The sequence below is a fragment of the Microvenator marinus genome (genome assembly GCF_007993755.1).
In the GTDB taxonomy this organism is placed as follows: domain Bacteria; phylum Myxococcota_A; class Bradymonadia; order Bradymonadales; family Bradymonadaceae; genus Allomicrovenator; species Allomicrovenator marinus.
Map to the genome: position 1 here is coordinate 2,854,777 of NZ_CP042467.1, position 26,599 is coordinate 2,881,375.

Annotated in this window: 21 protein-coding genes; 5 read left to right on the forward strand and 16 right to left on the reverse strand. The window is 57.3% G+C overall.

From position 1 onward, the window contains the following. Positions 1–108: 108 nt before the first annotated feature. The 3 genes from larE to FRD01_RS11640 are packed head-to-tail and all read right to left on the reverse strand — an operon-like array spanning position 109 to position 3,066. A complete protein-coding gene (gene larE, locus FRD01_RS11630; RefSeq protein ID WP_249756197.1) occupies positions 109–900 on the reverse strand; it encodes an ATP-dependent sacrificial sulfur transferase LarE in 792 nt (263 codons plus the stop codon). After that, positions 897–1,112, reverse strand: a complete 216-nt coding sequence (locus FRD01_RS11635) for a hypothetical protein (protein WP_146959806.1) — start codon at positions 1,110–1,112, stop codon at positions 897–899. Before FRD01_RS11635 ends, larE begins: the two co-directional genes overlap by 4 nt. Then, on the reverse strand, positions 1,099–3,066 hold the full coding sequence (locus FRD01_RS11640) for an IgGFc-binding protein (protein WP_146959808.1): 1,968 nt from the start codon (positions 3,064–3,066) through the stop codon (positions 1,099–1,101). Before FRD01_RS11640 ends, FRD01_RS11635 begins: the two co-directional genes overlap by 14 nt. Positions 3,067–3,147: 81 nt before the next feature. Between FRD01_RS11640 and coaD the strand changes: the two genes are divergently transcribed. Genes coaD through FRD01_RS11655 form a run of 3 tightly spaced genes read left to right on the forward strand, consistent with a single transcriptional unit; the run spans position 3,148 to position 5,731 of the window. Next, the gene (coaD, locus tag FRD01_RS11645; protein ID WP_146959810.1) at positions 3,148–3,639 is read left to right on the forward strand and encodes a pantetheine-phosphate adenylyltransferase; all 492 of its coding nucleotides are present in this window, start codon (positions 3,148–3,150) and stop codon (positions 3,637–3,639) included. Positions 3,640–3,641: 2 nt separating this feature from the next. Further along, entirely contained in the window at positions 3,642–4,820 is a 1,179-nt protein-coding gene (locus FRD01_RS11650) for a pyridoxal phosphate-dependent aminotransferase (protein ID WP_249756198.1), read from the forward strand. Beyond that, on the forward strand, positions 4,817–5,731 hold the full coding sequence (locus tag FRD01_RS11655; RefSeq protein WP_249756199.1) for an ROK family protein: 915 nt from the start codon (positions 4,817–4,819) through the stop codon (positions 5,729–5,731). The genes FRD01_RS11650 and FRD01_RS11655 overlap by 4 nt, the downstream gene beginning before the upstream one ends. Here FRD01_RS11655 and FRD01_RS11660 read toward each other — a convergent pair. From FRD01_RS11660 to FRD01_RS11720, 13 genes are all read right to left on the reverse strand, one after another. Next, positions 5,715–6,434: a penicillin-insensitive murein endopeptidase gene (locus FRD01_RS11660; RefSeq protein WP_146959814.1), complete on the reverse strand. Its 720-nt coding sequence runs from the start codon at positions 6,432–6,434 to the stop codon at positions 5,715–5,717. The genes FRD01_RS11655 and FRD01_RS11660 overlap by 17 nt on opposite strands. Before the next feature lie 24 nt (positions 6,435–6,458). Further along, positions 6,459–7,592, reverse strand: coding sequence for a PQQ-dependent sugar dehydrogenase (locus FRD01_RS11665; RefSeq protein WP_146959816.1), 1,134 nt, complete (start codon positions 7,590–7,592; stop codon positions 6,459–6,461). Then, positions 7,589–9,454 (reverse strand): FxLYD domain-containing protein, encoded by a 1,866-nt coding sequence (locus FRD01_RS11670; protein ID WP_146959818.1) that lies wholly within the window; start codon positions 9,452–9,454, stop codon positions 7,589–7,591. The genes FRD01_RS11665 and FRD01_RS11670 overlap by 4 nt, the downstream gene beginning before the upstream one ends. Before the next feature lie 5 nt (positions 9,455–9,459). Further along, entirely contained in the window at positions 9,460–9,843 is a 384-nt protein-coding gene (locus FRD01_RS11675; protein ID WP_146959820.1) for a hypothetical protein, read from the reverse strand. Beyond that, the gene (locus FRD01_RS11680; RefSeq protein ID WP_249756200.1) at positions 9,825–10,562 is read right to left on the reverse strand and encodes a tRNA1(Val) (adenine(37)-N6)-methyltransferase; all 738 of its coding nucleotides are present in this window, start codon (positions 10,560–10,562) and stop codon (positions 9,825–9,827) included. The genes FRD01_RS11675 and FRD01_RS11680 overlap by 19 nt, the downstream gene beginning before the upstream one ends. 2 nt (positions 10,563–10,564) lie before the next feature. Beyond that, positions 10,565–11,188, reverse strand: coding sequence for a DUF4920 domain-containing protein (locus FRD01_RS11685; protein WP_146959823.1), 624 nt, complete (start codon positions 11,186–11,188; stop codon positions 10,565–10,567). 85 nt (positions 11,189–11,273) lie between these two features. Further along, entirely contained in the window at positions 11,274–13,616 is a 2,343-nt protein-coding gene (locus FRD01_RS11690; protein WP_146959825.1) for a hypothetical protein, read from the reverse strand. An 81-nt stretch (positions 13,617–13,697) separates the two neighbouring features. Continuing rightward, a complete protein-coding gene (locus tag FRD01_RS11695) occupies positions 13,698–15,284 on the reverse strand; it encodes a choice-of-anchor D domain-containing protein (protein ID WP_146959826.1) in 1,587 nt (528 codons plus the stop codon). Positions 15,285–15,469: 185 nt separating this feature from the next. Further along, the gene (locus FRD01_RS11700; protein WP_146959828.1) at positions 15,470–16,435 is read right to left on the reverse strand and encodes an amidohydrolase family protein; all 966 of its coding nucleotides are present in this window, start codon (positions 16,433–16,435) and stop codon (positions 15,470–15,472) included. Further along, a complete protein-coding gene (locus tag FRD01_RS11705) occupies positions 16,432–19,386 on the reverse strand; it encodes an FHA domain-containing protein (RefSeq protein WP_146959830.1) in 2,955 nt (984 codons plus the stop codon). The genes FRD01_RS11700 and FRD01_RS11705 overlap by 4 nt, the downstream gene beginning before the upstream one ends. Before the next feature lie 48 nt (positions 19,387–19,434). Further along, positions 19,435–20,481 carry an acyl-CoA reductase gene (locus FRD01_RS11710; protein WP_146959832.1) on the reverse strand — a complete coding sequence of 349 codons (1,047 nt, stop codon included), beginning with the start codon at positions 20,479–20,481 and terminating at the stop codon, positions 19,435–19,437. Beyond that, a complete protein-coding gene (locus tag FRD01_RS11715; protein ID WP_146959834.1) occupies positions 20,481–21,233 on the reverse strand; it encodes an ABC transporter permease in 753 nt (250 codons plus the stop codon). Before FRD01_RS11715 ends, FRD01_RS11710 begins: the two co-directional genes overlap by 1 nt. Positions 21,234–21,242: 9 nt before the next feature. Next, entirely contained in the window at positions 21,243–22,133 is an 891-nt protein-coding gene (locus tag FRD01_RS11720; RefSeq protein ID WP_146959836.1) for a hypothetical protein, read from the reverse strand. Positions 22,134–22,238: 105 nt separating this feature from the next. Here FRD01_RS11720 and add point away from each other — a divergent pair, with 105 nt between their 5' ends. Both add and FRD01_RS11730 read left to right on the forward strand, forming a co-directional pair. Next, positions 22,239–23,456 (forward strand): adenosine deaminase, encoded by a 1,218-nt coding sequence (add, locus tag FRD01_RS11725; protein ID WP_146959838.1) that lies wholly within the window; start codon positions 22,239–22,241, stop codon positions 23,454–23,456. Between the two features lie 53 nt (positions 23,457–23,509). Next, positions 23,510–26,551 carry a CehA/McbA family metallohydrolase gene (locus FRD01_RS11730; RefSeq protein WP_146959839.1) on the forward strand — a complete coding sequence of 1,014 codons (3,042 nt, stop codon included), beginning with the start codon at positions 23,510–23,512 and terminating at the stop codon, positions 26,549–26,551. The last annotated feature ends 48 nt before the right edge of the window (positions 26,552–26,599 follow it).

Consider the following 26,599-nt stretch of genomic DNA (forward strand, 5'->3'; position numbering starts at 1 on the left):
TCTTTACAACGGTTTTCTTGATTTTGGGTGGGTCACCAACAAAAACCAAAGGTGTGACACGGTGGCACAAATGGGGTCTGGATCCATGGGGTGTGGTGTTCCCGGACCCTACTGCTTCCCAGCGGGTCGGTAGCCGCAGAGGTCGAGGAGTACACGGTCAAATCCGGCCGAGCGAATCTCACGGACCAGGGCGGCTCGGGTCTCAGGCTCAAGCGCTCTCGTCCAATCTTCAGGGCTGAGCTCAATTCGCCCAACGCCCTTATGGTCGCGCACTCGCGAGTGAACAAACCCATAACTATGCAGGGAGTCCTCAGCGAGTTCGATTCGACGAAGGCGCTCAAAGGTGACTTCCGTGCCGTGCGGAATTCTGGACGAAAGGCAGGCCGCGGCGGGCTTATCCCAAACGCTTAGACCCAGCTCGCGCGCCATAGCGCGCACATCCGCCTTATGGACGCCGTGTTTGAGGAGCGGCTGATAGATTCCGCGGGCGGCCATGGCTTCAAGCCCAGGTCTATCGTCCCCGGTGTCGTCGGCGTTAGTCCCAGACGCGAGCACCTCGGCGCCGACCTTATCCGCAATCTGCCTCAAGTGGTCAAAACGCATGGACTGGCAGAAAAAACAGCGCGAAGGGGTGTTCTCACGGAACCTATCATCGTCGAGCTCGCTAAAAGCCATGAGTTCGTGAGCGATTCCGATCTCACGAGCGAGCTCCTTAGCCTCCTCGAGTTCACGCCCGGCGAGCGTCTCGGACACAGCCGTAACGGCGAGGGCTTTGGGGCCAAGGGCACGGGCGGCAAGAGCCGCAACGACCGCCGAATCCACACCACCCGAAAACGCGACCACCACCTTCTCGAGGCCACGCATCTCGTCCACAATCGCATCGATCTTTTGCGCAATCATAGGCCTTCCAAATCCATCGCTACCCATCGAAAACCGAGCGTTTTGAGTTCTCGGCCCAGGGTTTCTAGCACTGACGTTGAGGGCTGCTCGGAGACGCTCAAGACAAGCACTCGCTCCAGAAGCTCCACGTTAGTGGGCACCACATTTTGCCCCGCACAACACGCCAAGACCTGTGTGTTGAGCTCGGGAGTTAACTTTTCAATCGCGTTCACTGATAGCCTCGAGGTTGAGTCCGCCTGGGTACGCGTACGAGACGTGACAGGCGTAGCCGTAGCTCGTTACACCAAAGGGGGCGTCGCCGTCCAATCGGTGGAAGCCGTCGGTGACCGGTATCACAGTGGTTTCAAACGTGCCGTTTCCGACCGGGGTGAACTTGGAGCGCTCAATCGGGGTTCCGTCATAGCGGACCTCTCGGCCAGCTGGCACCACCACGTTGATATAGTCCTCGGTGTAGTTTTGCGGCGTCAGGATGAGATAGTCGCGCCTGAATTGGTCTACAGGGACGGCGAGGGCCATCGCCGGATCGCCAATGCCCGTGGGGTTTTGCGCGTCGATTCCGGTGTTGCAGATTCGAGGAATCCCAAACCAATTGGACCCCACCATGTACTGCGCAAGTGAGACGGGTTTGCTCGCGCCGAGTACAAAGGAGGTGGTGGATTCAAATTGCCGCCACTCGCCCGCGTTGAGCCGCTGTCCGTGAATGCCCTCGATGACAGGCTGTGTTTGGATTTGAGTGTTGTCCTCAGCCGCCACGATGCGCCAGACGTCCGGCTCGGGGAAGTCGCCGGCCGCGCGTGGTTTGAACTTGGACCCCACATAATTCTGCCCCCATGCGCTCACGGGGAAGAGTACGCTCTCGATATGGTCGCAACGGTTGACCCCTTGCACCACGTTGGCGCATTGGTGGCCACCAAAGACAGTGATGGGCTGTTCGGCGAGGATATGGGTACCGGTCAGATCCGGACATGGAAGGACATTTTGCGGCGGCCCTTCGGAATCTTGCAAGCACCCGCTTTCCCTTGCCGCATCGTACTCAACGCCAGAAGACGTGAGATTCAGCGACTGCCCGGGGAGGAGTTCGATGGTACGTTCCGTGCCGGGCTCCATGGCCGGAATATCTGGACCAGCGAGCACCTGCGCGCTAGGTCTGATGGTGATGCGATTCGGCTGGCCGCTGGAATTGATGACCGTCAGAAAGCCTCTTAGGCCAGGCCCCTGCCTGTAAGGCCACGACATGCCCCAGTACTCGTTGCCGAGCGCATTGGTTGGCAAGAGCAAGGTGCCGTCATTCGAATAAACATCCACATTATTCAGCGGATTGAACTGGTAGGCGATGATCGGGATATTTGCGGTGACCCGAATGGCCTTGTCGGTCAAAACGCGTGTACCCGAGTGGTCATAGCCCACGGGAATCGAGTAAATTGCGGCCTCGCCGGGGCGAATGGTCTGCTGGAAAGGTTGGCCGTTCGCGTCAGTGGTTAGGCGGGTTTCGGACTCGCCAAGCCATAGCTCCACATTCGCATCGAGCTCCGGGTTGATATTGGAGACCACGATTGCGTGGGGTTGGCTGAGCGCGTCATCGTAGTTGTCGAGGTCGGCGGACCAATACTCGCAGCCGATATAGCTCGAGATCTTCTTGTTCAGCTCGCAGAGTTCTTCGCAGACGCCGTTGAAGCATTCGGTGCCGAGGGGACAGCTTCCACCGGGCACACGGACCCCGGCCTCGTTGCAGACCTCGAGTTCGCGGGTGCCGATGCATCGGGTCTCGCCGACTTCGCATTGCGGCGTTCCGCAGGCTCCGTCTTCGCAGAGGGCATTGCCCGGGCAGACGTTCTCCACAATGGCCGTACCCGAGGTGTTGCAATAGCGAATCAGCCCCGTATCGGTGCAGCCGTCAAAGGCTCCGGGGGTGCAAATCTCCGGCATACATTGGCCGTTTTCCTCATTACACCTAAGTTCAGCGTCACACGTCTCGTCTCGCCACGCGCTCCCGTCAGCCGCACAAACCTGCGAGACGAGGAGGTCCTTGCAGACTCGGGCGCCAGGCTCGCAGAACGTGGACTGGTCGGCAGTATTGGCCATATCCAGCGGGGCCGCGGGGCCCGGGTTCGAATCCGAGCAGGCGCCAAAGACGAAAATGGCGATGATTAGTAGATAAATGCGCAACGGTCCTCCTTCAACAGGCACCTACCTTAGCGATCCCGATCTTTGCTTGCAACGAAACGCGCTCGAACGTAAGAGAAAGCCATGTCTCAACTCGCCATTTATCCAGGAAGCTTCGATCCCCTCACAAACGGCCACGTATCGATTGTGGAGCGTGGGCTCGAGGTCTTCGATCGCATCATCGTCGCTGTGGCCCACAACGTGCGGAAATCTTCCGCGCTATTTACCGTTGAGGAGCGCGTCGAGTTCATCCGTCAATCGTTTCCGGAAGATCGGGTCGAGATCGACACGTTTACGCAGACGCTGCTTGTGGATTACGCGCGCCAGCGCGGCTGCAAAGTGATTCTGCGCGGGCTTCGTGCGGTGAGCGATTTTGAGTACGAACTGCAGCTCGCCAACATGAACCGTAGGCTTGCGCCCGATATCGAGACCGTCTTTATGATGACCGAAGAGGCGCATTTTTACGTCAGCTCAAGCCTGATCAAAGAGGTCGCTCTCTTTGGTGGTGATGTCACCGGAATGGTCCCGCCTCATGTGGCCAAGAGACTCCACGATAAATTCCTAGAACGAGGTTAGCCTTGAAACTCGCCAGTCGCCTATCCCGCGTGCAACCATCCCCCACCCTTGCGATCAGCGCGAAAGCCCAAGCCATGAAGGCCGAGGGCATCGACGTGATCTCATTTAGCGCCGGCGAGCCGGACTTCCCTACGCCGATGCCGGTCCGCGAGGGCGCAAAGGCAGCGCTCGATGCGGGCAAGACGGGCTATATCGCTTCTGACGGCCTGCCCGCCTTGAAAGAGGCCATCGCCAAGGATTACGCGCGACGTGGCCGCGAGGTTTCGGTGTCGAATGTGATTGTGAGCACGGGCGGAAAACAGGCGCTCTTTAACGCTGTTTTTGCGCTTTTTGAGCCCGGCGACAAGGTGATCATCCCGGCACCGTACTGGGTGAGCTATCCGGCACAGGTCCTCTTGGCAGGGGCGGATCCCATAACGCCGCTGGCTGGAATCGAGACGGATTTCAAACTTACCGCGGCGCAATTGCGCGACGAGCTCAAAGACCCGGCGATTCGTGGGCTGATTCTCTGCTCGCCATCGAACCCCACGGGGTCTGTGTATTCGGCAGCCGAGCTCAAGGCGCTTGGCGACGTGCTGAAGGACTTCCCGGACGTCACGATTTTCTTCGACGCGATCTACGACCGGCTGGTCTTCGACGAGGAAATTTCGGCGGATTTTGTGCAGGTCAATCCCGAGCTTGAGGACCGGACCGTGACCTTCAACGGTTTTTCAAAGGCCTACGCGATGACCGGCTGGCGCCTTGGTTATTCCATCGCGCCAGCGGCGGTCACCAAAGCCATGTCCAAGTTGCAAAGTCAGTCGACTTCCAACGCGACGACTTTCGCGCAGTTTGGAGCCCTGGACGCGTTGAAACTTCCCGACCACGTCATTGCGGGCATGTGCGATATCTTCAAACGCCGACGAACCTTGATCTGCGACGCTTTGAACGCGATTGAGGGTGTGAGCTGCCCAGTTCCTGGCGGTGCGTTCTACGTCTTCCCAGACTTTTCTAGCTTCTGCGGTGAGGGAAAACGATTCGCAGATGACTTGGCGCTCGCGGCATATTTACTGGACGAGGCGAAGGTCGCTCTGGTTCCTGGGAGCGCATTCGGGGCGCCCGGACACTTGAGACTTTCTTACGCGACTTCGGACGAGATCATCAAAGAAGGCGTGGACCGAATCGCGAAGGCACTCGCGTGAGAGTCGGCGTTGATGTGGGCGGTACCCATCTGAGGGTGGAGGCGTTCGACGACGACTGGAAAAGCGTTGAACGGCTCAAGATCCGTGTGCGCGACGACATGTCACCTGCGGGTGTTGCGGGGCAGATCAAGTCGGCTCTTGAAGGCTTCTCAGGCATCGAAAGTCTGGGCGTGGGGCTCGCCGGCCAGATGAGCGCCGACGGGAGCATGGTCTACAATGCGCCGAATCTCGGATGGAGAAACGTGGCCTTCAAGGCGGAGTTGAGCACGTTGCTCGGACTTGGTTCTGACCGGCTCGCCGTTGTGAATGATTTGAACGCCGTTCTCTGGGGCGAGTACGTGGCAGGTGCGGCGAAAGGTGCGACCGATGTGCTCGCGGCGTGGGTTGGTAGCGGTGTGGGCGGCGCTATCATTGCGGATGGAAGGCTCGTGATCGGCGCTGGCGGCAAGGCTGGCGAGTTGGGGCACGTCAAGGTGGTCGTCGGTGGAAGGCGCTGCGGATGCGGCCAAGACGGATGTGTGGAGGCCTACGCAGGCGGTGTACACCTTGAGAAGCAAGTCTACGCGCTGGCGGCCGAGCACGGTCTGCCGGGGTTTGAAGACCCGAACGCCATTGACCTCGCGTTGGTAGATTCCCAATACCGAGACGTGGCGGTCTGGACCGAACTCTGGGAGAAAAACACGAGCTATTTGGCCCTGGCTATCGCGAATGCGTTGACCGTGCTGAATCCGAGCCTTCTCTTGCTTGGAGGCGGAGTTCTCGAGAATTTAGAGAATTTTAGAGACCTAACCTTGCGCAAGGTAGTGCCGCTGGTGCTGGATGCGGCACGCGAAGACTTGAGAATCGCATTTGGAGAATTAGGGGATGGTGCCGGCACGCTTGGTGCCGCGGCCCTTAGTCTACAACCTTAAAATCCACATGGTAGTGGTTGTCGTGGCGGACCCAGGCGGCCTTTTCCATCCAAGGCAGTCGCTTAAGCTTCTTGCCGTCCTTCGCCTTAAAAACTTCGTCATGCAGGGGTGGCTCGAGGATGACTTTCTCGATCTTGAGCCCATGCTCTTTGGCTGCCTTGTCCAAAGCATGTAAGTGAGCGACCAGAGCATCAAAGTCAATCACCCAGTCGTTGAGTTTTCCGGAGTCCGAGAAGACAAGGTTGTATCCCCATTTGTTCCACGGCCACGTTGGAAGCGGTGTGGAGACGCCGTTGTCCCGAATGGGAATCATGAAATCCACGGAAAGCCCGTTTTGGTGCGTCTTGTGTGGCTCAAAGGGCCCACCGGTACACCACCCTGTTTCGCCGTAGACGAACCGCCATTCTGGGTTGACCTGAAAGACCTCTGAATAAGAGTCCACAATGGTATCGCGGACGGCATGGTGAACGCAGGTTCGGCCGATGAGTGAGCCGAGCCTTGAGTAAGTCTGGAAGTTTGGGCCTGAGCTTGGCAGCCGTTTGCCGTTGACGAGCCCGCCGTTGCTGACTTTGCCGGCGCTGACGCTCGGCTCATCGTCTTCAAAGACCTCGATCCAATAGTCATTGCCGACCCAAACAATCAAGGTGAAGACAGCTGAGAGAAATCCAAAAAAACCGATATTTTCGCTCCATTTTCTGGGCATTTACTTCCTTAACATACCCTGCGTCTACTTGGGGGCAAAAGTATAGATATCCCCAGAAGTATAGTCGAGGAACCCAAGTTCACCATCAGCCGCCTCAACAAATGTCGAAATAGCCTTGCCGGAGTCCATCAACAACTTCCGCTCCTTGGTCTTTGGGTCAAAGCTCCAGATTTTTCCGGATACAAAATCCCCGAAGATATAGTGCCCCTGAATTCCGGGAATCTTTGAGCCACGATAGACATACCCGCCCGTCACAGACTGCCCCTCCGAGTGCGGGTACTCGGTGACCGGAGGCTCCATGCCTTCGCGATCACAATCGTTCTTGGGGTTGTAGCAATGCGTGCCTTCCAGAACACGCCAACCGTAGTTCTTGCCGAGTTCCACAATGTTGACTTCCTCCCATGCATTCTGACCCACGTCGGCCGACCAGAGGTCGCCGGTTTTTCGGTCAAAGCTGAACTTCCACGGATTCCTAAGGCCCCAGGCAAAGATCTCGGAGCGACCACCGCCTTTCACAAACGGATTATCGGCGGGCACCGTGTAAGGGAGCTTGTCTACGTTAATCCTCGCGATTGTGCCTAAAATCGTCTCGGCTCTCTGGCTATGGTCTTGCGGGTCGCCCGCGGCACCACCATCGCCAATCCCGATATAGAGTCGGCCATCAGGACCAAACGCAATATGGCCGCCATTATGATTTCCATAAGGCTGCTCGAACTCCATCACGCTTACTTCGGTCTCAGGGTCAAAGGTCTTGCCAAAATCCTTGGATTCAAACCGCGCGATCCGAGTGATCAAGTCGTCGTCTTTTTGATAGGTGTAGTTGACGAATGCGAATCCGTTATCATGAAACTTAGGATGAAATGCAAGACCTAGAAGGCCGCGCTCTCCGCCCGATTTCACTGACTTTCTGATATCCATCACAACTTGCGCTTTTGGCTCTTTTTCATCGCCATGAAAACGTACAATTCTACCCTGCTGTTCCACCACCCACCATACGTTTTTCATGGTCGAATGCGGCCGCAGAGGTTGGGTCATTTGCACAGGCATCTTGAGGTCCACGCTCGGATAGACCTTAACGGCTTTGACCTGGTTATCTTGGGCCCAAGCTGCGGAACTCATGACCAAGAAGATGGCGATTAAGACGGAGAATTTCTTCATAGGATGTCCACTTCGTTGGTCTTATGTTCGGCAGGATCGCGGCCCACGCTCATGACTGTAGGTTCTTCGTCAACCATTACACTCAGCGTCGCTGTGGCGCCCGGAGCCAGCTCGTCCACCGAGGCACTGCCGAGCGTTTTGAGGCGTCCGCGCTTGTCTTTGGCCGAGACCCGAGCTTCCACGGCGTTCAACGTTTCTTCAGACGTATTGAACACCGTGCCCTGACACACCGTTCTGGTGTTGCTCGGAAAACATGATGTGGTCAGCAGCACGGCGCCTTGGTGCTCAAGGCGCTTGAGGCCTTGTTGTGCCCACTCCAGTCGGACCTGGCGCGCCAAATCCGATTTTCTTCCGATCGTGTGGTCGATGAATTTTTGCAGATACACCTTCCCGAGCTTCAAATCGCCGCGCCTTAGCTCCAGGTCTGCCACATAAAAAGATGCATCAACCAACAACGGGTTACACGTGGCTGCCGCTCGGTAGTGTTCGAGCGCGTCCCCCATCCGACGCTCCATGGCCGCCATACGTGCGCTCGCTGCCCAAGCGGCACATCTTCCCGGCTCTGCCGCCAAGATCGTCTCCAGAGTCTCCCTGGCGAGCTGTGGGCGCTTATAGGCGAGGTTCAAGGAGACCATTAGAAGCTTCTGGGCCGAGTCGAGCGAATCGAGTTTGTCGATTAGGCTCTGTGCAGCGTTGAGTTGCCCTGCTTCGATCAAGCCCTGAATCATGGCTGTGTAGGCTCGGTTCGTGTCCGCCTCCGCCGCAGTCTCGTGGCTCAGCGCATGCACGTAAATTTCGTTGGAGACGTTGAGATCTACCAGAGAGAACACTCCAGCGACCGCCGCAAGTTCCTCCCAAGAGGATGCACTTTTGACCAACGCGTTGATAGTCTTTGTGGCGGCCTTGACGTCCCCAACCGCCGTCTGAACGGCTGCCTTGAGGCCTTCTTCGAGGAATGAAAGTTCTCGAAGCGATCGGTCTTTAAGCAGCTTCTTGGCAGGGTCTGCGTTCTGGTCGAGGGCAAAGAGCAACGCCATCAGAAGGACCTTAGACTTGGAGCCCGAGGGATCTTGCGCAATTTTGGAGAGTCCGGATTTTAGCTGCCCATTGAAGGTATCTCGCAACGCGTCCTTGACCACCCCGTCTTCAAGCTTGGACATCACCAAGTCACGATTGAAGTGGGACGTTACAAAGGTCGAATCGGCGTATTCTTCCAGCGACTCGAGGCTTCCGGGAATCAGCGTCCATTTGTAATCGGGCCGCGTTCGCTCTCGTTCGAGAACCCAGAGCTTAGAAGACGGATGCCAAAACGCGCGGACTTTAACCTGCGGACAGGTCGCTAAATCCCGAGATGCCGAGTGCTCACCACGTGCGACCTGGTCGTGAACGACGTAGAGCTTGGCCTCGTCCGGGCGCATGAGCACGACGCGCTGGTGGACTTCGCAACGAGACTCCTCGCTAAATGTGGTTCTCTCGGTCAGGGCCAAGAGGGATTTCTGGTCGGGACTAAGCCACGACTCCTGGGCTTGCATCAAGCCCGCGGTCTCAAGGAACTTATCGAGTTGACCGGCCTCTTTTGCGCCCTCCCAAACCGGGTGCTTAGGCCCACTGAGCTCGCCACGCCGGTAGGTGAGGAGTTGGCTGCCGTCTTTCGCACGGTAGGTCGAAGTCGTCTCAAAATAGAATTCCTGCGCGACATCATCCACCATGAGCTGGCCGAGATGTTCACGTTCCACCACGATTTCATTGCCGGTGGCGGTCCAGCCGAGGACTTTCGACTTCTGAGCAGAAGTCATTGCCGCGGCCGGCGTACCGAGCCCAAAGACCAGAAGCCCCAAACCCAACAACACAAAAGATTTCATCGGTTTCATTCCAGTTCAAAGACCTCAAATCGTACGTTTTCACGCGAAAGCCGTGTGGCATCTGTGAGCCTGCCGGACACCCGAGCGATCTCAAGGGATCTAGATGTCATGCGATTTTGCAGCTCCGAGACCGTGTTCAACGGCCCCGTGAGAAAAACACGCTTCCAGCCGCCGTAGAGAAATACCTCGTAGTCGGGGCACTCACAGCGCGCGGGGTTGTAGCGAATTTTGGTCTCGACCACGCCAATATCCTCGGATGCCTCAGCCGCAGCAACCACGCCGTTTTCAACGCCCATCCTCGCCACCTGGTCGGCTGGTATCTCAGGCGCGCTCGAGCACGCGCAGCTCCCCAACACGAGGAGGAAGAGAATCAGTTTTGAGCTTGGCATTGCAACTCCAAACGGGCTTGAACTTCGGGCGAAAACTCGTGGTTTTCATGAACAACAAGCGCAGGCATTACCACGAGCTCGCCTTGGAAATCACGGCGAAGTACAACTTCGGCAAGATAAGCGTCGTCATGCGCCCGCGCGTGGACCATCCTCAAAGACTCTGGACCGAGATCCGAAACGGCGCAGACCCCAAAGAACTCCGCGAGCTTTGAGGGCGGCGCAATAGCTTTGATGCGGCCACGCGGCTTTAGCAACCAGCGCGAAACCTCAAGAAATTCCGGAATTCCACCGTGAAGGGTTTGATGAGCCTCGCGCCGCTCCTGATTAGGACTTAGCCGTCCGGAGCCCGGCGCGAAAAACGGCGGGTTAAAGACCACCAAATCCATAGTCTGAGCGAGGTCCTTTCGGGTGTCGCGAAGGGCGCGAATATCAGCTTGAATGCACGTGATTTGCGCCGCGAACTGGTTGGTGCTCACGTTTTCTTCGAGGAGCTCAAAAAGGCCGTCTTGGCGCTCAATCGCAAGGATTTCGGCATTGGGAAATTGTGTGGCGATGGCGAGGCTAACCGCACCTTGACCCGCGCCGAGCTCGGCCACACGCGGCCCAACGATCTCGGCGAGATCCGTGGCGAGGAGCACGGCATCTATGCCAAACCGGTACCCCTTCTTATGTTGTAAGATGGTGAGATTCGCGAGCGTGTCTTGAGTTCGCTCGGACACCCTTAGCCCTTGGGCATGGTGACTTCTACGGCGGTTGCCGTGAATTCATAGACCTTGGTCGCACCGACCTTGGCTACCTCTTCGGGGGATTTGCCCTCGTCCTCAGCGTAGTGCTTTGCTTCGTCCGCTGGCATTTCGCGTGCGGTCAACTCACCTTCCACGATGACCCTTGAACCCGCAGCGTTTCGTGGAACGAAGAAGCCATAGTCTTTCATGCGCACACGGATGGGCTTGTCGATACCTTCACCGGCGAGCGTGAACCAGCAGCCTTTCTTGGCGCAAACCTGCTCCATGGTGGCGTCGATCTTAAAAGGGCCAGGATGCTCAGCTGCTTTTTCGACGGCAGCGGCGAGCGTCAAAGGCTCTTCGATGATCGTGAACCGAGAGCCGTAGAGTTTGGTCTCGCCAGCGCCTAGATCTTCGGGAAGCTCAAGCTTGCCCTGTTGTGACGCCGCTCCCGGCTCTGGAGAATCAGCGGCCTCTGGCGGGGTTTCTTCAACCTTAGGCGCGTCCGCTGGTGCTTCTGCAGGCGCATCAGCTGGGGCGCTCTCAGGTTGAGCATCTTTCTTTTCACAGGCCACGAGGCTAAGTCCGAGGACAGCCGCTACAATATAGGATTTCAACATACCATCACCTCTTGCCGCGAAAATTGGACCATCCCTGAGCGGCTCGATATTTCAAAATGTTTCCTAGCGCCACAAACTCAGCGCGTCAATTCGCGCGCGAGCACGTCGAGATGCGCTTGGTTCCGCCTTGTGGTCGCTGGACCACCACGTCATTGGCGCACTCCGTGAGTTCGTTGCCTGCCACACCGCCCGAGCAATCTTCGTTGCCGTCGCAGATTCGCGTACAGGCGAGCTCGGTGGTGGCGCAACGCTTATCAGCGTCGGCGCAAATTGGGTCGTCCACGGGGCACTCACAGGACTCGTCTTGGGCACACTGGGCGTCCGAGTTGCACTGAGTGTTGTTGTAAGCAAAGGACGTCAAGCAGAGGCCTGAGATGCACTCACCCCCGTTGGCGCACGTATCACCTAGGTCTTTGGTGCCGATCGGCGCCTCGCAGATCAGGTCCACATCGTTCGCGATGGTGTCTGGGCTGATGGTGCAGACGTTTCCGTTGGAGCAGTCGGTGTTGTCGGTGCAGACGTCCACACAGAAGCCGAGCTGGGTCACGGTACCCATGGAGGAGTAGCCAAAGGTGGTGCAGCCCTGACCTGAGGCGCAATCGGTGTCATCGTTACAAATCACGGAGCAGTAGGTTCCCTGAAGGCAGATATTCTCACGGCACTGAGAATTGGTGGTACATGGGTCGCCAAGCTGGCCCGCGGCTGCGTTATTTGGCAACTCGCAGAAGGTCTCGTAAGTGTTCGAGGCGTTGAGCCGGATATCACTGCAGACCCTGACGCCATCTGTACATGAGGACGAGTCCGAGCAGCCTTGATCAGCGAGCGTTTCACAGATTTGGAAATCCCCGCTGAGGCCGCCTTTGACCACCGTTCTGTCTTGGCAAAGCTGGTTGTTTCCGCACTGATTGGCGTCTGTACAGACGTCGGAGCAGAATCCGTTGGTACAAAGAAGGCTTGCACAATCGTTGTCTTGGGTACACGCCGTGCCGCTCGCGAGTCCACCGGTGACAGGCACGCATACCGCTTCAAGCCCGTCATTTGAGGTATTCTCGATGATGGAGCAACGCTGCCCCGAAGGACATGAGGTGTTGGAGGTACAAGGCGTTGGAGCCACGGGGACACACATGGACACGGCCTCTTGGCCTCCCTGGAAGTCGACATCGACGCTTCCACAGATATAACCGGCCGTTGGGCAGTCTGCGTTGGTCTGACAGGGGTTCGTGCAGACGTCTCGGAAACGCGTCTCGAGGCAGTAGTTGGCACCGCAGGTTGCGTTGGAGGTACAGACCTGACCCAGATTTCCGCCGCCCGCGTTGGGTGCACGGCAAAAGAGGTCTACGCCGGCGTTTGAGGCGCGTACGAAGCAGGTCTCGGAGGCGCGGCACGCATCGCGGTTTTCACATTCTACGGGTGGAACACAAACCGAAGCGTTGGCGGTCCCCGCGCTCACCTCGATGGACGAGAGTTGGCAGGAGAAGTCTGGGGCGCTGGCGCAATCGCCTCCGGCCTGACATGGAGCGGCGCAGAGGCCGTTGAGGCACAAGTTTTGGGCGCAATCCGAGTCGGCGGCGCACGTGTCTCCGGTCTCGCCACCACCTGAATTCGGGGCGCCGCATGAGAAGGTTATGGCGGTGCTGGTCTTGGTCGCGATGCAGCGGCCTGTGGGGCATTGCGAGTCGGAGAGACACTCGTCTTCGGGGCGTGGCACGCAGATCGCGACTTCGTTTGCGGCGCCACCTTCGGAGATGTCGGTGGTTCGGCAGAGGTAGGAGCCGTCGGTGGCGCAATCGTTGGGGCGCTCACATGGCTTGGTGCAGGCTCCGTCCACGCAGAGGTTGCTTCGGCATTCTGAATCCATGCTGCACGACTCGCCGAGGTCTAGATCGCCAACGGGAGCACGGCAAAGCAATGGGTCGACCGCATCGGTTCGGTCTACCACACAGACCGTGTTATTGGCGCAGTTTGAGTCACTAAGGCAGGGGTTTGGTTCTGGGATGCAGACGTCGAGGTCAAAGGTCCCGCCTGAGGTCAACGGAATCTGTGAAGTCTCACACACAAACCCTGTTGGGCAGGTTCCGCAAGGGTCGGCACAGATGCCGTTGAGGCAGATTCCAGACTGGCATTCGGCGCCTGTTGAGCATACGTCACCGGTGGTCCCCGGTCCTGAAGTTCCACATTCGCCAAGCCCGGTTTCGAGGTCGTAGACGCAGACTTCTGGTGCTTCACACTCTTGATGCGTGGTGCAACTCTGCGCCGTCATATCCACCGGCATATCGGCTTGATTGGTGTTGTTCGGAGGCTCAACGGTATTGTTGTTGGTCCCTGTGTTGGTGTTGTTTGGCGGAAAGATTACCGAGGACGCTGGGTCATCCGTACATCCACCCACAAGAACAAGAGCAACAAATCCATACAGAAAGTGACGATACATAAAGCTACCTCGCTGGGCTAATGCCGCGCATCATAACGACATGTTCAATTATCGCAAGCACAGCGGTAGAGGCGGCTTTTTCTACTCGGGGAACCCGCGTTGAAGGGTGTCTACTGGGATCACCTGACGCGCAGCCCAGTCGATATCTGCTACGTGCCAGAAGTCCTGGTCACCCATGAGCTTGCGAGGAGCTTCGTGAACGAGCACGCCACCGATATAGACTCGGATGGTGGAGTAACTTGAGCCATAGCCATGGTGAGCGAAGTAGTGGACGCCCACGCTATACCGAACGTTCTGAGGATTATCGAGGTTGATATTCTCCGGCCCCCAACCACTCACGTCGTCAATGTCGAGGCTTGGGTCATCGTCCCAGCCCGTCTGGGTTCCGTCAGGCCGAACCTCGCGCGGCGTAGCCCAGTCTGGGTTGAGGTTTCTCCAAAAACAGTCGTAGGGCGTCTGATCCCATTGCCCGTTGGGATGAACCAGGTGGACGTCCATATCGGCACCCGATGAATCCTGTTGATTCGGGTCGTTCGGGGTATCCCAGACCAGTTGAATGTGGATGTCTTGGTCGGCAGTTGCGCGAACCCTGAGACGCGCTGTTTGACAGGAGGGCACGCCGAATTCCGAAACCACTCTCAGGTCCACCATGTACTCACCGGCGAGGTCCAACCAAAGCCGTACGTTTTCCGAGCCGAGGTTCGGCTCGAGTCGCGCCGCACTATCCTGCGGCCGGCCTACCAAAGACCACTCATAAGTCACGGACTGACCTTCGGGATCGTAAGAATCTCCGGCACTCAGTTCAATATTATCCAGCGGGAGTGCATCGATCACGTTGATTGGGTTTGCTGTGACCGTTTGTCCCTGTGGGTTGGACCCCGTGATGATGGCCACCGGGCACTCGCGGTCTTTTCCGTAACCACGAAGCTCGACGACTTTGCGCTCCTCGAAATAGTCGTTGGAGGACACGATCAACTGCCCTTCGTAGGCGCCTGAGCGCGTAGGTACAAAGGTGAGGGAAATCTCAACAAATTCACCGGGCTCTAAGGAGGTTTCGTCTCGAGACAGCGGCGCCTCAAAGCCTTCTCCCACCAGGTCTTCGAGCATGAAGGTGGTGGTCGCGTTCGATGAGCAGTTCGATATCTTGAGATCGCGCGACGAAGTCTCGTTCAGAAAGGGGTCTACGGTCCCAAAGTCCACGGCTTGCGGCTCGATCGCGAGACACGGGAAACGCTGGTTCGCGAAAATCTCCACCTTCCATCGCGGATTTTCGGGGTCATTTGAGAAAATGACGAGCTCACCATTTCGCGGCTCTTCATCGAGTGCACGGTAGTTCACTCGAATCATGACAGACTCACCGACGGGAACGGATAGTTCTTCATCCAATCCCCGCACTTCGAATTCTGCTGTGCTTTCGTACCCAGAGATGATGAGGACTTCCTTACCGACGTTGCGGATCTCGAGAGGAATACTGCTCGACTCGCCGGCATCCATATCGCCGAAATTCAGGCGTGTTTCCGAGAGAATTTGAGGCTGGAAGTTCGTTGAATAATTGCCAAATGAGTTCGGTTTGAAAACATCCACAGGTGTGGACTGCTCTGGTTCCGGGCAACCTACAACGATGGCGCTCATGGTAAGTAAGAGCGAAAGCAAGATGGATTGTCGCATTCAGGTCCTCTCAGGTTCGGCGCAAAGATGGAGTTTAGCGTATCTGGAGCAAAAACTCACATATTTGATCAACTAACCTTTAGGAAGCACGAGTTATGCCAATCGTGCGCACGGCTTCGACCGCGTGGAATGGGCGTTGCAGAACGATCGATCCTCGAATTTCTGAAAAGCTGGGGGGACTTCGATCAGCAGAAATCTGAGACTCGGAGCACCTTGTGTGCTCGATGCAGGATAGAGTCGTCCACGCCCATGGCGCGCATAGTCTCGAAATTCTTCTGAAGCGGGTTATCGAGCGCGTTCAGGTCGCGCACGGCCTTTAGGCCAAGCTTTGGCGCGAAGACCACGGGCGAGATGGGTACGGGAAAATCACTACCGTAGATCACGCGTGAGCGGGCGAGCTCGCTTGCGAGCACTTTGGAGAGGTACTGGAAGCGCGAGATCGAAGCCATGGCCGAGATATCGCCGTAGAGATTCGGGAATTCGGAGAGCATATCGTGCCAGTCTCCAAAATCCTCCTCGAAGAAATGAGCCGTGCCCGCGCCCGCACAATGCGCGGCGATCACGCGCACACCCAACTCGAGCGGCAGCCTGAGGCGCCCTGGCTTTCCCCAGAGTTGGTTGACCGGCGGGATGGTGTGTTCAAACGAAGTGTGAGTCAGGAGCGGCACCCCCAGGGCGGCCATCTTCTCGTAAAACGGCGCAAAGTCAGGGTTTGCCGGGTCGAAGTCCTGACTATTGGGTAGCCATTTGATTGCCACTGAGCCTGCCTCAACAACGCGTTCGAGCTCGTCGATCGCATCTCGACGCATGGGGTTTACACTGCAAATAGGGAGCAGCTGTTCGGACTCACGAGCGACGTCAAGTACGTAATCGTTTGAGACGTATACATGAGTTCTGGCTTCATCGATTTTGCCCTTGGCGTCGTAGATCGCGTCGAGCCCCAAGAGGCACGCCGCATCCACATCCGATCCGTGGACCCACTCAACCAGCCGTGAGCGATAGGCAGAATCGAGTTTATCGCGTGAAATCCCGCGCAGGCCGAGCAAGCGAGACAAGCCGTAGAATACGACGCCACTGCTCATTCGTTTGCTCACAAACGAGCCCTTGGCGCCGTTGACACCGATCAGATGGACGTGTGCGTCGATTATCATCGTTCTCTAATTTTTAGGACAAGGACCACACCAAAGAGCGTCAAGAGCGCGAGACCGGCGAGCACCGCAAAGTCGATGCGCAGACGGGTCTCAGTATCGCCGAAGAACCGGTCGATCGGGTTCGGTGGAGGAGGAGGCGCAGGCAGGCCGGGCGCGATGGGTTTCGGGTAGTCCGACGCGCTCATTTCGTAGGCGTCGGAGAGGTGTTCGGTCTGGAGGAATCCTTCAAACGCCCAGCGGCTCACTGTGGAGTGCGCAAGCACCTTCGTGGCCAAGTTCATTTCGGCCACGGGCATGATCGCGCCGCCCAAAATAACCTGGGGAATCAGCAAGAGCGGTACCAGGGCCATGGCCGCCTCGGTGGTACGAACGATGGCCGAGAGAAAGAGCCCCATCCCAACCCCAACCATCGCGGCGCACCAGAGCAGGCCGAGGTGGTAGATGGGGTTACCCCAGAAATCGAGCGCGAAATACGTCAGGAGCAGGAGCGTCGCGCATTGGAAAAGGCAGAGAAGCCCCAAAACAGTGAACTTGCTCAGCACGTAGGCCAGGACCGAGAGATTGACCATTCGCTCGCGGCGGTAGATGGCTTGTTCGCCTACAATCTCGCGCGCCGCATTCGAGCAGCCGAACCAAATCGCCGAGATCACCAGCAGGAACAACGCATAGGGCGTAAACTGGAGGCGACTCATTACGCCTTCTACCTCCGCCACGAAGACCATATTGAGCAATATTGCGATGATCGGCGCCTGCACGAGCAGAATGAACATGCCGAGCCGGTCTTTGACTTTTACTGCGAGGTATCTACGGCAGAGCGTAAACCACTGGCGCACGGAGAACTTGGGTTTCTTTCGCGTGCCCGAACCTGTCACCGCAACACCGGCGCGGTTCTTCTTTCGATCTTCGACATATTCCGCGTGATACCGGCTCTGCCTGAACCTCGCCGCGAAAGTCTCCATGGGCTCACCCGCGCGCGAAGCCTCCACAATGGGGCGCATACAATTGCCCGGATCACCAAGTATCGTCTCGGCCTCCGGCGTGCCCGGCCGAACTTCCGGGTTAAAATAGAAGAGCGAATCGGGAAACGCTGGCCCGTAATAAACTTGTTCGCCTTCTGCGAGGTAGAGCACGTTATCGAGGAGCCGGTAGGCCTGTGGAGACGGCTGGTGCACGGTCAACAAGATGGTTCGACCACCGTCGGCGAGCTTTCTGAGAAGTCGCAAGACATTGAGCGCATCTTCGCTCGCAAGACCGCTTGTAGGCTCGTCCAAACACAAAAGGCTAGGCTCGGTCAGGAGCTCCAGGGCGAGGTTGACGCGCTTTCTTTGACCGCCGGATATGCCCTTTTGTTCGGGCGTTCCGATGCGCAGATTTCGAGTCTGTTCGATCTCCAAATCCATGAGGACTTGCATGATTCGGCGCTCGATTTCTTCATCGCTCGTATCGGGAGGCAACCTTAGCTTAGCCGTGTAATAGAGCGCCTCGTAGACCGTGAGTTGATGATGGATGATATCGTCTTGAGGTACGTAACCTATGGCGCCGCGAAAACGATCGTAGTTGAGCGAAAGGTCGTCTCCGTTAATAAGCGTGCGGCCGTACGTGGGTTTCAGATAGCCGATAAGGCTCATCAAGAGGGTGGTCTTTCCGGAGCCAGAAGGCCCCAAAAGCCCCATGAACTCGGTGGGATAGACCGTAAACGAGATCCCATCGAGGATCCTCGCGACGGATTTACCGCTCTTGAACTCGACACGCACGTTCTCGGCCTGGAGGAGAATATCGCCCTTGTATGAGCGCTGAATCGCGCCGCGCGCCATGTCGAGGCGAACCGCATACGAGCCAAAACTCACGGTGTTTTCAGGGTCGATTTTGGCACGCTTGATCTTTTTTCCGTCGACGAACGTGCCGTTTGCGGAGTCGAGGTCCTCGAGCCAGAGCTCTCCGTGCGCACGAATCAGGCGCGCGTGGTGCCTCGAGATCTGAGGTGCGTCGATGACGATATCGTTGTCCTGTCCACGCCCTATGGTGATGACGTCCTTGTCGGTCGGGAGCGGCATTTGGCCTGCGTCCGACGACGAGAGATTCGGGTCCATAAAGTCCCGAATTCGATTCACCGGAAATCGATAGCTGCCGAGGAAGAGCACGTCGTCGTCTTGGACGAGCGCCGATTTGACCAGGTTTGTTCGGTCGTTGACCGCAACGCCGTTCGCCGAATCTAGGTCTTCGACTCTCCAGCCATTTCCGGCCCAGGTGATCCGCACGTGATGACGCGAAATCTGAGGGGCATCGAGGATGATATCGCAATCAGGTTCTCGCCCGATGGTGATGGGGCGGATCAGGCCTCCGCTGACTGCGATGGCCTGAGTAGGTCTGTGGTCATTGTCTGGCAAGAGGCGCTGCGTCACATCTTGATTGAGCGTAAATTTGTAGGACCCGAGTCCGATCTCATCGCCCGGATTCACCCATGCTCGGCTAACGCGGTGGCCGTTTACGGTGGTTCCGTTGGTGGACCCCAAATCTTCCAGAACGTAGCGTTTCTCGACGAGTGCAATGCGCGCGTGAAACCCAGAGACCATCGGGCGCGGGATTACGAGATCGTTTTCCGCGTCGTACCCAATTCTCAGGCAAGGTGCGTCGATGGAAATCTCAGGCGCCTCGCGCGGTGCGGGCATGGCGAACGCGTCGGTGCCATTCTTAGGGACCTTTTTGAGTTCTGAATGCGTGTTTTGGGCCGGTCTCTTTTGGGAAGGATCGCGCTCAAGGTCAGCCGGAGGAGCGCCCAGTGCGGGACCCGGCTTTAGCGCCGGCATCGAGAGACTTTGCGTGGAGATTTCGGGACGTGTCATCTCAGCGCGAGGCGCGCTCAACATCGGTGGCAAAACGAGGCCACAGCCCTGACATAACGTTTCGTTATCAGGATTCTGAAATCCGCAATTAGGACACGATAGAGACATGGCGGTCTTATACGACACGTTTGTCTAAGTCGCGAGCAACAAGTGAGGTTAGAGTGTATAGACGATTGAATTTGGTAGGCCATCGTGAGGCCAATCGGCCGGTGGCGTCTGGAGCTCGCCGGGTCCACAAACCCTCGTGAACCCAGACGCTAAGATTTGGGCGGCCCATTCCTTCTCATCGCTTGCCAAAAGCGCTACGCCCTGGCGATTTCGAGACGCGAGCTCCACTTTTGAAAGTGCCTCATCCAGAGTTCCCGCAACGTAGATTCCGACACTTTGAAGCCCAGGCGCATCGCCCCGAAAACTCCCGCTAGAAATGGTGGTCCACCCGATCCCGGCACCCCAAACTCGGCCCTTTAACTCAGCTACACCCTTTGCCTGCGCGCGCTTTGCGGCGCTGGATGCATCAATCTGGACAGCTCCAAACTCCTTCTCCACGTCCGCGATTTTCTCGGCGAGCACCCCTGCAAAAGTTTGAGCCCCAGCCACCGACCCCACCCAGAAGAGAGCTCGTACCGAGAAGCATCCTTGTTGGCGCCAGAGCACAACGTCTTGGGCAATTTTTTGAGCCGCATCATGCGCATCCAAGATTGCCGCTTCTTCAAGAATCACCACGCTCACACGATGTCCGTAGCCCACAACACGAGTGCTTGGGGACACCAAATTCTTTACGTCTTCGATGGTTTCATCCGAGCCACTGACGACCAGAATATCGGCTTCTTTCCAGAGGTTTTCCGGTGAGTTGGCCGTGAATTGTGCAACGCAACACGGTGCGTGTGCACATGCAAAACGCGTAAAGTTCTGAAGGCGACTTGAGCCTTTAATGACCTGAGTTTCAACGCCTGCGGCGGCTGCGTAGAGCACGGGCGTGATACCCGCCCCCGGAAGAGCTGGCCAGATATGGGCGACCTGTTTTGCTACGGCTTCGGGCCGCTCGCGCTCAACCTCGGCGAAAATCGCATCCACATCCCAAGTCTTGGCGTGGCGTGAGAATCCTGCATCCACCATCGGGCGCGGCCATCCATCGGCCACGACCGCGGCGCGTGCTTCCTCGCTCAGGAGCTTCTCCACCCAGTTCTTAAGGGCATCTCGCATCAGTAACGTTGACGGCGCAAAATGAACCAGGCGCCAAAGAGGAAGAGCACCGAAAAGGCCGCGAGCGGCATGAGTTTCCCAACCGCGGTGAGTTCGGATCCGCCGCTATCTGCGAACTCGAGCATACTTTCGTAACCCCATCGGGAAGGCATCAGATTGAAGACCCAGCGGCTAGCGCCTTCAAAATTGTCTTTGTCGATGGAAAACTCACTGAAGAGAATCTGAGGCAGAATCACCAAAGGCACTAGGCCCACCGCATAATCGCTGCGGCGAACGCTCGACGAGATAAGAAGCCCAAGGCATGTGCCACAAAGCGCTGAAAAGAGCAGATTTATGATCGACCAACCCACCGGCACGCGCGTGTCCACAAATTTGTGGATGATCACCGCGTAGATTACGACCTGAACCACGTTGAGCAGGGCCAGAACCCTCGCCTTGGAATAGAGATAGGATGCGACGTTCAGGTTGAACATGCGCTCGCGCAAAAAGAGGGCGCGCTCCTTGACCACTTCTCGGCACGAATCCATACAGCCGAGCCAGATCACGGATAGCGTCATCACGAAGTATAATGCGGGCGTACCGCTCTCCACATTCCCCCAAACCATGACGGCAAGCGCGGCCAAAATCGGGGCCTGCGAGAGCAAAAGCAGCGTGTTCTTCCAGTCAGCGAGCACGGTTTCGAGGTATCGATCGGCGAGCACTGCGCCTTGGAACCAGTCGATAAACCCCTTCTTTTCTTTCGCGTCGCTCATTGATTCGCCTCAAGGACTGCTGAAGAGTCTGCCACCACGACGCCTGAGTTCCAACTCTTTTTCAAAAGCAGCACGTCTCGCGGCTTCTTTCTTGGCGTGTTCTTCGGCATCTTTCTTCGCAGCGTCATCCATCGCCTTGTTAAAATCGAAGGACTCACGGTCTTCGGTTTTGACCCACTGACCATCCTCTTGAAGCCAGAGAATATGTTCGCCATTGATATCGTATTTGGCGCGCCCCGCGGCGATTTCCTCCTCGATGTCGATTTCTTTGGCGTTCGCAAGAGCGCTCAACAACTCTCCCATCTCATCGCCGATCAACTTTTGTTCGGAGTAGAATTCAGGCTCTTGGGCCTCGAAATCATAGGTCTCTCGGACCATGGTGGAGGTGTTGTAGAAGGAAGTCCGCAGATCCGTGAGGTGGTACTGATAATGTGAACTAGGAGCCTCCACGCTTATTGCGCCAAGTGGAAGCCCAACCAAGGCCACCAGGGCAGACGCGATGCTGAAACTGTATTTATGGGATCTCGTGGTCCAGCGAGCAATAGCCCAAACGACCGCCATCGCACCTATGATGGTCAACCAGGGGATGAAATAGATGGGATTCATATGAAGTTCGAATTGAATCCAGGTGACGAGCATCGGCACGAACCATGCCGCCATGCCAAGCAGGAAGGACTTGAGCGGGAAATCCGCCAATTCTTCTAAGAGTCCAGCGTCCCCACGGCGTTTGATCACCAGGGTTTGTAGAATTGCAGCTAGCAAGATCACGAGAACCCCGAAGCCGAACATCGGTAGATTCTCAAGCTCGACACCCTCAATTGCATCTTGAATGGTGTTTCGAGCACCTAAGAAGACCAGGAAGGCCCCGATCAGATACGTAAACAAGTAGACTACGCCCATAACACCTCAATCATGTGGGGTGACAATACAGCCCGAATATGAAGTTGACTAGTCGATGTGGGTCGCCCGTGCTAGAGAGCGCTGAGCTAAAAATGAGGTCTTGTCATGAAAGTCACACGCGAATTTATTGAGAAGATGCCCAAGACGGATCTTCACGTCCATCTCGATGGGAGTCTTCGTTTATCTACGATTTTGGATCTGGCGCAGCAGCAAGGTGTGGCGCTGCCGGAAAACCCTAAGGATGAGAAGGCGCTCGCGAAGGTGATTCGCATGGGCGCAATCTGCGAAGATCTTCGCGACTATCTCAAGGCGTTCGATATCACGCTGAGCGTGCTTCAGACTGAGGAGTCGCTCTACCGCGCGGCCTTTGAGCTTGCCGAGGACGCTGCGAAGGAGAACGTGCGTTATATGGAGGTTCGTTATTCGCCCCTCCTTCATACGCGCAACGGGCTGAGCTTCCCGGTGATTGTGGAGGCTGTGGCTGAGGGTTTGCGCGAAGCGAAGCGTAAATACGGCATCATGACCGGCCAGATCATCTGCGGGATTCGGCATATCACGCCGGAGTCCTCGTTGCGTCTGGCTGAGCTTTGCGTGGCGTTCAAGCACCGCGGTGTGGTGGGGTTTGACCTCGCCGGCGCCGAGGCTGATAACCCTCCAAAGGATCATCAGGCGGCCTTCGATCTGATCCGAAACAATAACGTCAACCTCACGATTCATGCCGGAGAGGCCTACGGCCCCGAGAGCATCCACCAGGCGATTCATATGTGCGGCGCCCACCGAATCGGGCACGGCACGCGCCTTCGCGAGGACGGCGATCTTCTGAACTTCGTCAACGATCACCGCATTCCTCTTGAGGTTTGTGTGACGTCCAACGTGCAGACTCGGGCGTGCGATAGTTTTGAATCGCATCCTCTTCCGTTCTACATGTCGTACGGGATCCGCTGCACGATCAATACGGATAACCGGCTCGTGACGGATACGACGATGACCGAGGAGTTCTGGCGTTGCGTTCAGCACTACAACCTTGGCGTTGGCGACTTGCGAAAGCTCATGATCGACGGCTTTAAATCGAGCTTTATGCCGTACCGAAAGAAGCGCACCGTCATGGCGATGGCTGTGGAGGAATTCGATAGTTTGGTCGCTGATTTTGCCGCGATGCAAGGCGCGCCTGCAAGCGAATATGCGCCGAACGTGGCCCAAGAGATCGGCTCACAATTCTCGCGTTTCCAAAGCCAGCTGCCTGAAGACCCGAGCGAATTGTTGGCAGAGAAGGCGCCGAAAGTTGAGAAGAAAGAGGCTCCTCGCGCCAAGAAGAAGCGCTAAAGCTTTTTTGTCACACGTTTGCCACAATTCAAAATACGGCTACACTCTTCGCCATGAAGAGAATTTTATTCATTGCCGTTCTACTCGCCGCCTGTTCAGGTGACGAGACAAGTGAAAACTTTCCACCGATCGAGGAGCTGGACATCAGCATCCCCGACCTAGGACCTGAGCCCGAAGACGACCTGGGCGTTGATCTGGGCCCGAGCGAGGGTCGAGTACTGATCGATCTAGAAAGCCGTCTTCGGCCTGTTGAAGGCGAAGCCTCGGTCTATCAGGTGGACAACGAGGACCAGCTGATTGGAGGCGGGGCTGCGCACGGTAGAGTGGGCGATTGGGTGCTCGAGAATGAGCATATTCGCGTGCTTATCGAGGCCGACGATCGCGTGATGAACCCGTGTCCTTACGGCGGCAACATTCTAGATGTTTCGTACAAGGATGGACCGAGCCAGGACGATATCCTGGGCGAGGTATGTCTGTTCATCAACGCAACGCAGACCTTGGATCCTGACACGTACGAGGTCATCGAGACCGAAAATGGTGCGGCGGTGCTCGCTGTCACCGGGACCATCCAGCTCGGCGACTACTTGAATATCCCCGGCATGGTCGGCGGCTTTATCCCTGGGCTTTCGCTACCTTTTGATTTCAACAAATTGCTCGGTGGAACGCTCACCATCTACTATATTCTTCATCCGGGAGAGCTCAGAGTCGAGGTGGTCACCGCCATGCGAAACGACTCGGACGAGGAGTTTAGCGCCGTGATCGCGCACCTCTTGATGGCAGGTGGAAACGGCGGATTCTTCAATCCTTATGGGGCCAACCGTGGTTTCGGAAACGGCGGGGGCCTGACGAACGAGGCGGCGGTCTCGTTCAGCGGATTCTTGAGTGAGAACGAGGGCACCATGTTTGTGCCGGAGCCGCGCGAGCACCTGAGCGCAAGCGTTCCGCGAGGCGGCACGAGCATCTACGTCTCAGGCGTGACGGCGATAGCATCGGGTATTCAGACTATCCTTGGAACGCTGGCGAACAGGAATTTCAAAGACGTTGAGGGTGTGATTACGCTTCAACCAGGCGAGCAGTCCGAGACTACACACTGGCAGTTCGTGGGCGATGGAAATGTGAGCACAATGCTCGACGAGGTATACCCGCTCCTCGGTTTTGAGACCGGAGTGGTTAGCGGAAAGGTACTTGACTCTGACGGCATGCCGCGTGCCGGCGCGCGAGTAAGCGCCGTAAGCGAAACCCCTGAACGAACGATGGGCCAGACTCGAACGGACTCGGAGGGCAACTACTCCATGCGCGTGCCCGTGGGCAATTACACGATCCGGGCGCGAATTCCTGGTGCGTCGGCTCCAGCTCCTCAGTTTGTGGCCGTAGATGCGGATGAGGAACTGACGGTTCCGGACCTTGAGCTCGGTGCGCCGGCGTTGTTGAAGGTTGCGATCACCACTCCGGACGGGACTCCAACGCCGGGCCGCGTGACCGTGATTTGCCAGGGAGAGTGCCCGGATCAGGCGAGCTCGCAGGAAGCTGATGTGACCTCGGATTCGTTGCCGGCGAATTGGTATCGTGTGGTCTACGTGGGGATGGACGGCTTAGCCGAAATTCCGATCCCTGCGGGCGCGTACACGGTGGCCGTCACACGAGGTTTTGAATGGACGATGTGGCCCTATGATGCGCGCACAAACGGGGGATTCCCGGTGAACTTGGCGGCGGGCGACGAGCTTGTTCTCGAGGCCGAAATCGCCCACGTGATGGATACGAGCGGCGCGCTATCAGTGGACTTCCACGTGCATGCGTTGCCATCCCCAGACAGTCCAGTTCCTATTGATCACCGTGCCCTGAACTTCTTGGCCGAAGGCGTGGACGTGATCGTGAGCACGGACCACGACATCATCGCTGATTATGCGCCGTCCATCGCGGCTCTGGGCGCTGAGTCCGACCTTGTGAGCATTGTGGGCGTAGAGATTACGACCGGGAGCACCGGTCACTACAATGCGTTCCCAGTCCCCTACGACGCCGAGGCGCGGCGAGGTGGTGCACTAGATTGGGGTCGGGACCGAGGAAACGATATGGACCCCGCAGATATCATCGCCTGGGCTCGAGCTCAGTCAGGTGAACAGGTGGTTCAGGTCAATCACCCGGACGGCTCGGGCTACATCGGCGGCATGAAGGCCGACGTACTTCGAGGGCTTTCGTTCACGGACCGCGAGATGATTCGCCTCGACCCTATGGATGTGGACCCAGAAACCGGAGACACCGGAATCTGGTCTGAAGATTTCACGGCGATTGAAGTCATGAACGGCACGTCTATCAACCGATTTTGGGGCGTAGCCCGTTGGTGGCTCACGATGGTCGGCCGCGGGTTTACGCCCACTGCAACCGCTGTAACCGACACCCATCGTCTCTACGGAGACCTCGGTGGCTCGCCGCGCACATGGGTCTTTGTGCCCGAGGCGAATGACGAGCCCTTGAGCTTTGACGAGGAGGGTTTCGCGCGCGCCACGAATGCAGGAGCAGCTATCGGCTCGCGAGGCCCGTTCATGCGCATCACAGCCAGAAATGGTGCTGAGGAAGAGATCGGTTTGGGCCAGACCATCGCCTCAGGGGGCGAGCCCGTTGAGGTGGAGGTGGAATTGAGCCTTCCGGAGTGGATGGATGTGACTGAGATTGAGGCCTATATCAATCTTGAGGACGTGGTCACGCCGCCGGGTGAAACCGAGGAGGCACCACTGACGCCTACGCTGAGTGTGCCCGTAGTGCTGGAGGAGACGGACCTTGAGGTAGTGGCGACAGGTTCGAGCGTTCACCGCAGGTACACTAAGACCGTGACGTTTAGCGTGGATGCGGACGCCGACTCGTACGTGATGATCGTGGCAAAGGGTAATGGGAATATGGCGCCGCTCGCGCCTGGCCAGACGCCTTTTGCGTTCGCGAACCCGTTCTATATCGACCACGACGGTGGCGGTTATGACAACCCACCGCTGGCCGAACTGGCGTCTACCCCGCCTCCGGCTCGCTTTGAGCAACGGTCGGTCCCAGAGCTCACGCCTGAGGTCTTGGCGGATGCGATCCATCATGGAATGTGCACACACTGAAAAACTCGGGTGGAGCGCCAAGGCGTTTACTTGTACCCTTAAATTTCG